The sequence below is a fragment of the Mesorhizobium sp. M1A.F.Ca.IN.020.06.1.1 genome, from assembly GCF_004023265.1.
Classification (GTDB): Bacteria; Pseudomonadota; Alphaproteobacteria; order Rhizobiales; family Rhizobiaceae; genus Mesorhizobium.
The window spans coordinates 1-5,425 of record NZ_RZSR01000357.1 but is presented as its reverse complement, the minus strand read 5'-3'; the positions used below and the strand labels follow the sequence as shown (position 1 = coordinate 5,425).

General features: G+C 63.2%; 5 protein-coding genes and 1 pseudogene. 3 read left to right on the top strand and 3 right to left on the bottom strand.

Translation table 11 applies throughout. The features are described 5' to 3' along the window. Both EOA60_RS16910 and leuA read right to left on the bottom strand, forming a co-directional pair. Nucleotides 1-660, bottom strand: a pseudogene (locus EOA60_RS16910) (hypothetical protein); the annotation flags it as partial. Nucleotides 661-857: 197 nt separating this feature from the next. Further along, complete coding sequence (leuA, locus tag EOA60_RS16905; RefSeq protein ID WP_164748231.1) at nt 858-2,534, bottom strand: 2-isopropylmalate synthase; 1,677 nt, start codon at nt 2,532-2,534, stop codon at nt 858-860. Between the two features lie 528 nt (nt 2,535-3,062). On the opposite strand from leuA, the gene EOA60_RS16895 reads away from it, so the two are divergent. Genes EOA60_RS16895 through EOA60_RS38255 form a run of 3 tightly spaced genes read left to right on the top strand, consistent with a single transcriptional unit; the run spans nt 3,063 to nt 5,267 of the window. Continuing rightward, nucleotides 3,063-4,229 carry an ATP-grasp domain-containing protein gene (locus tag EOA60_RS16895; protein ID WP_095823307.1) on the top strand — a complete coding sequence of 389 codons (1,167 nt, stop codon included), beginning with the start codon at nt 3,063-3,065 and terminating at the stop codon, nt 4,227-4,229. A gap of 4 nt (nt 4,230-4,233) precedes the next feature. Then, a complete protein-coding gene (locus EOA60_RS16890; protein ID WP_095823306.1) occupies nt 4,234-5,010 on the top strand; it encodes an alpha/beta hydrolase-fold protein in 777 nt (258 codons plus the stop codon). Then, complete coding sequence (locus tag EOA60_RS38255) at nt 5,010-5,267, top strand: hypothetical protein (protein ID WP_179293602.1); 258 nt, start codon at nt 5,010-5,012, stop codon at nt 5,265-5,267. The genes EOA60_RS16890 and EOA60_RS38255 overlap by 1 nt, the downstream gene beginning before the upstream one ends. Here the strand turns inward: EOA60_RS38255 and EOA60_RS16880 are convergent. Next, nucleotides 5,261-5,425, bottom strand: a 165-nt coding sequence (locus tag EOA60_RS16880) for an SDR family oxidoreductase (RefSeq protein WP_128311634.1), incomplete at its 5' end; no start/stop codon positions are given. The genes EOA60_RS38255 and EOA60_RS16880 overlap by 7 nt on opposite strands.

Here is a 5,425-nt window from a genome sequence, read left to right as displayed (position 1 = left end):
GCCTTCGAACGTTTGGGAAGCGACGCTGCTGGTCGCGCCTGCCGTTTCGACTTCAACCGGCGCGACCGCGTCGTCACCACGAAGAAAGGCGTTACCCTGGCGGACGACAAGGATACCCAGCATGGCGATGACCAGCACCATGGCGGCCCAGAAGAACCGCAACTGGCGCGTCAGCGATGACGCGGATTGGGTCGGTGCCGGGGTCGTCGTCAGCGGCACGGCGTCGACCGGTGCGGCGGCGGCCTCGGGCTTCTCGAAATGCTTGGAAGGCCGGGCGATCGGGGCATCCGCGGGTTTGGCGTCGGCTGGGAGCCGTATGGCGTTCAACTCGTAAGAAGGCACATAGCCGCCGCGCGGAATGGCGATGCGTACCGGCTCGCCAATGCCTTCGCTGGCAAAATATTGATCCAAAAGCTCGCGCAGCCGCCCCGCCTGGACCCTGACGACCGCGTCGGTCGATCCGTCGAAATCGCCGTCCTTGCCGAAGACATCCATGGCAATGGACACACCCTTCAGCCGGTCGGCTTCGCCTGCCTGCTCGCGTTCGACCAGATAGCGTAACAGCCTGCGGGCCCGCTCGGATCGTCCGAACGTTTCGCTGGCAAGCAGTCGCTCCAATGTCTCGCGCACTGCGGGGGCGGCAGGCGTGGCAGGCTCCAAGTGTCGGACCTTTCAGAGTCGGCACAGGTTAGGGCGCGATAATATAGCGCGCGCTCCAGCGCACAAGGAACCTTCTGTTATGTGATCGCGTAAGCCACGGGAAATTTACCGGCCGGTTAACGAATTTGAACGCGGCTCGCGCCTGCCATGAAGCGTGGCACGTCCGATGAACGCGCCACGCTTTATCAATCGAACAATCAGGCGGCCTTGCGGCCCAGGATGCGGTTGGCGGCCGAGACCACGGCCTCCAGCGAGGCGGCGACGATGTTGGTGTTTATGCCTGCGCCGAAGAGCTTGCCGCCCGGATATTCCATCTCGACATAGGAAATGGCCGACGCGTTCGACCCGCGCTGCAAGGAATGTTCGGAATAGTCGAGCACCGACATGTCGACGCCGATATGGCGCGAAAGCGCATCGACGAAGCCGTCGATCGGGCCGGTACCGGTGCCGGTGATGGTGACTTCCTTGCCGTTGTCGAGGATCTCCGCCTCGACCACGCGACGGCCCTTTACCGCAGTGTCCGGATAGGTGCGATGGTCGAGGAATTTCAGCCTGGCGCCGGGCTGGTCGACATAGGCTTCAAGGAAGCGCTCGTGGATGCGCTTGGCCGGCACTTCCTTGCCTTCGGCGTCGGTGATCGCCTGGATGTCCTGGCTGAACTCGATCTGCAGGTTGCGCGGCAGATTGAGGCCGTAGTCGGCCTGCAGCACGTAGGCGATGCCGCCCTTGCCCGACTGCGAGTTGATGCGGATGATCGCCTCATAGGTGCGGCCGACATCAGCGGGGTCGATCGGCAGGTAGGGCACTTCCCAAACCGGCGTGTTGGCTTTGCGCAGCGCCTTCATGCCCTTGTTGATGGCATCCTGGTGCGAGCCGGAGAAAGCGGTGTAGACGAGCTCGCCGACATAGGGGTGGCGTTCCGGGATCTTCAGCTGGTTCGAATATTCATAGACGTCCTTCATCCGGTTGATGTCGGAGCAGTCCAGCTCGGGATCGACGCCTTGCGTGTACATGTTGAGCGCCAGCGTCACGATGTCGACATTGCCGGTCCGCTCGCCATTGCCGAACAGCGTGCCCTCGACGCGGTCGGCGCCGGCCATCAGGCCGAGCTCGGTGGTGGCGATGCCGGTGCCGCGGTCGTTGTGCGGATGCAGCGAGATGATCAGCTTGTCGCGGTTGTCGAGATTGCGGCACATCCACTCGATGCGGTCGGCATAGACGTTGGGCGTCGACATCTCGACCGTCGATGGCAGGTTGACGATCAGCTTGTTGTCGGCCGTCGGCTTCACGATCTCGGTGACGGCGTTGCAGATCTCCAGCGCGACCTCGAGCTCGGTACCGGTGAAGCTCTCCGGCGAATATTCGAAACGGAAGCCGCCGCCGGCCTTGGCGGCCATGTCGGTGATCATCTTGGCGGCATCCGTGGCGATGCGCTTGATGCCGGCGACGTCCTTTTCGAAGACGACGCGGCGCTGCAGCTCGCTGGTCGAGTTGTAGAAATGCACGATCGGGCGGTGGGCGCCCTCGAGCGCCTCGAAGGTCCGCGTGATCAGCTCGGGCCGGCACTGCACCAGAACCTGCAGCGACACGTCCTTGGGCACGCCGCCCTCCTCGACGCACCAGCGGGCGAAGTCGAAGTCGGTCTGCGAGGCCGACGGGAAGCCGATCTCGATCTCCTTGAAGCCCATGTCGAGCAGCAGCGCGAACATGCGCGCCTTGCGCTCATGGCCCATCGGGTCGATCAGCGCCTGGTTGCCGTCGCGCAGGTCGACCGAGCACCAGATCGGCGCCTTGTCGATCACCTTGGACGGCCAGGTGCGATCGGCGAGGTTGACGGTCGGGTAGGGCTGATATTTGCGGGCGGCATCGGCCATGTGGCCGGGCGCTTGCGCGCCCGTTTCGGCCTCGCCGGCGCGGATTGCTTCTCTTCTATTCATCGTCGTTTCTCCCGGCGGCTCGTGGGACCGCCTTCAGGCGGATCGGTGCCGAGCGGCGCCTTTACCAAAGAATTTCGTTCGCTTGATGTGACTTGCCAATCTAGCCAAGGAGCAGGCGCCCAAAGCGGCGGTTTTCGACCGCCGGGCGCTCCTTCAGCGAACCCGGCGATCGCCGATAAGGCCGAGAAGGAGCAGGGTCGAAGCAAGCGCGCGCACGGTCTCGCCGGCAAAGCCGGGGCGAGAAGAAGCGACGGAGCGGGTGCGCGTGGTCATGCCGGCTCTCTTACAGGAGCGGCCATCCGGAGGCAAGTGCCGGCCCGGCTTTGAGTCTTTGGTTTCATGCATATCGTCTTCCCAAAACCGCTGCACAGTTTTGGTCGACATGCTTTGGCGCGGCTCTTCCCCGCATCAGCCAAATGCGCCACACTCGCCTCCGGAGGACCTGATCCGAGGGGGAGGTCGTGCATGAATTTCGTGTTCTTCTCGCCGCATTTTCCGGGCAACGGCGCCGATTTCTGCGAACGGCTGAAGAAGGCCGGCGCTACCGTACTCGGCATCGGCGACGCGCCCTATGAGACGCTGAGCAGCAAGCTCAAGGCGGCGCTTTCGGAATATTATCGGGTCGCGGACATGGAGAACTACGATGCCGTATTCCGGGCGATGGGCCATTTCATCCACAAATGGGGCCGCATCGACCGCTTCGAGTCGTTGAACGAGCACTGGCTGGAGCTCGAGGCCAATATCCGCACCGACTTCAACATCTTCGGCACCAAGCTCGACTTCGTGAAGAATTTGAAGCGCAAGAGCCGCATGCGGGCTTTCTTCCGCAAGGGCGGCGTCGAGACAATCCCGCAACGCAAATGCTCCGATCGGGCCGGCGCCATGACCTTCATCCGCCGGGTCGGCTATCCGGTGGTGGTGAAACCGGATTCGGGCTCCGGCGCCTCGAACACGTTCAAGATCTCCAACGCGAAGGAGCTCGATCAGTTCTTCAAGGACAAGCCCGAAGGCGTGGCCTTCGTCATGGAGCAGTTCATCGAGGGGCTGGTGGTGACCTTCGACGGGCTGGTCAACCGCGACGGCGAGGTGGTGCTGGCGGCGAGCCACCGCTACGACCAGAGCGTCATGGAGGTGGTCAACCGCGACCGCCATATGAGCTACACCTGCTTCCCCGAGATTACGCCCGCGGTCGAGGAGGCAGGCCGCAAGATCCTGAAGGCGTTCGACGTACGCGAGCGCTTCTTCCACATCGAACTGTTCGAGACCAGGGACAAGCGCATCATTGCGCTGGAGGTCAACATGCGGCCGCCAGGCGCCTGGATGACGGATGCGATCAACTACACTTTCGACATCGACGTCTATGCCGAATGGGCCAACATGGTGGTGAAGGACGCGGCCGGCGGGCCCTACAAGGGCAAGTATTTCACGGCCTATGCCAGCCGCAAGCGACACCTCGACTATTTGCACAGCCATGAGGACGTGCTAGCCGCCCACGGCGACAAGATCGTCCACCATCAGGCCATCGAAGAGGTTTTCAGCCGCGCCATGGGGAACTACGCCTACCAGATGCGCTCGAAGGACCAGAAGGCGCTGCGTCAGGCGGTCGACTATATCCACGCGGAAAAGGCGTGAGCCGATGGACGTCTCCTATCACAAGGCCCATGCCCGCAATCTCGGCCGCGACATGGAATACAAGCGCTACGGCCATGCCGGGCGGCCGGTGGTGGTGTTTCCCACCTCGCAGGGGCGTTTTTACCAGTTCGAGGATTCGGGAGGCGTCGCAGCACTCGCCGAATTCGTCGACACCGGCCGCATCCAGCTGTTCACGCTCGACGGCATCGATTCGGAATCCTTCTTCGACAAGCATGGCGATCCCGTCAGTCGCATCGCCCGCCACGAAGCCTATTTCCGCTATGTGCGCGAGGAGGCGCTGCCGGAGCTGCAGGCGGTTGCCGCCAAGGCCAATGGCGGACGCGCCCTCAAGCCGCTGTTCTGCGGCTGCTCGATGGGCGGCTACCACTCGTCGAATTTCGTGTTCCGCTTTCCGGAGCTAGCGAGCGGCGTGATCTCGCTATCCGGCGTCTATTCGACCCGCGACTTTTTCGGTCGGACGCTGGAGGGCAGCATCTTCTACAATTCGCCGCTCGACTATCTGCCGGGCATCGTCGACCAGAAGCTGCTCGGGCGGCTGAGGGCGCTGAGGCTGATCTTCTGCTGCGGGCAGGGCGCCTGGGAAGAACGAATGCTCGTCGAAACGCGCGAACTGGAGCAGGTGCTGCGCGAGAAATCCATTGCGGCCTGGGTCGACTATTGGGGCGGCGACGTCAGCCACGACTGGCCGTGGTGGCACAAGCAACTCGTCTATTTCTTTGGCCGCTGGCTCGATGACGACCTGATGCACAGGATCGACTGATGACCGCGCCCGACCCGATCCGCCGCTTGTCGAAGCCACCAATGCCGGCGACCCGGGGCCTTTCTCGAACCCTCACCGCCGATGCCTTGCTCACCTATTGGGGCCGTTCCTTCCGCGGACGCGAGCAGATCGCGCGCTGGAACCAATCCGACAGTATCGGCGTACAATCCCTTTTGATGCGCGTCGCGGGGTTGGCCGCCACCTCGGGTCATGTGGAATGGCGGCGTGGGCGCGCTGTCGCGATCCTCGCTCAGTAGGTCGCGCGCCCGCCGGACAGATCGAAGGTGGCGCCAGTGGTGAAGGAATTCTCGTCCGACAGCATGAAGGCGACCATGGCCGCAGCCTCCTCCACCTCGACGAATCGACCGCGAGGCACCTTGCTGAGCATATAGGTCACCTGGGCCTCGGTGAGCTG

Coding starts and splice junctions, on each gene's coding strand:
- leuA (WP_164748231.1), bottom strand. CDS start 2,534: ATGGCCGATGCCGCCCGCAAATATCAGCCCTACCCGACCGTCAACCTC.
- EOA60_RS16895 (WP_095823307.1), top strand. CDS start 3,063: ATGAATTTCGTGTTCTTCTCGCCGCATTTTCCGGGCAACGGCGCCGAT.
- EOA60_RS16890 (WP_095823306.1), top strand. CDS start 4,234: ATGGACGTCTCCTATCACAAGGCCCATGCCCGCAATCTCGGCCGCGAC.
- EOA60_RS38255 (WP_179293602.1), top strand. CDS start 5,010: ATGACCGCGCCCGACCCGATCCGCCGCTTGTCGAAGCCACCAATGCCG.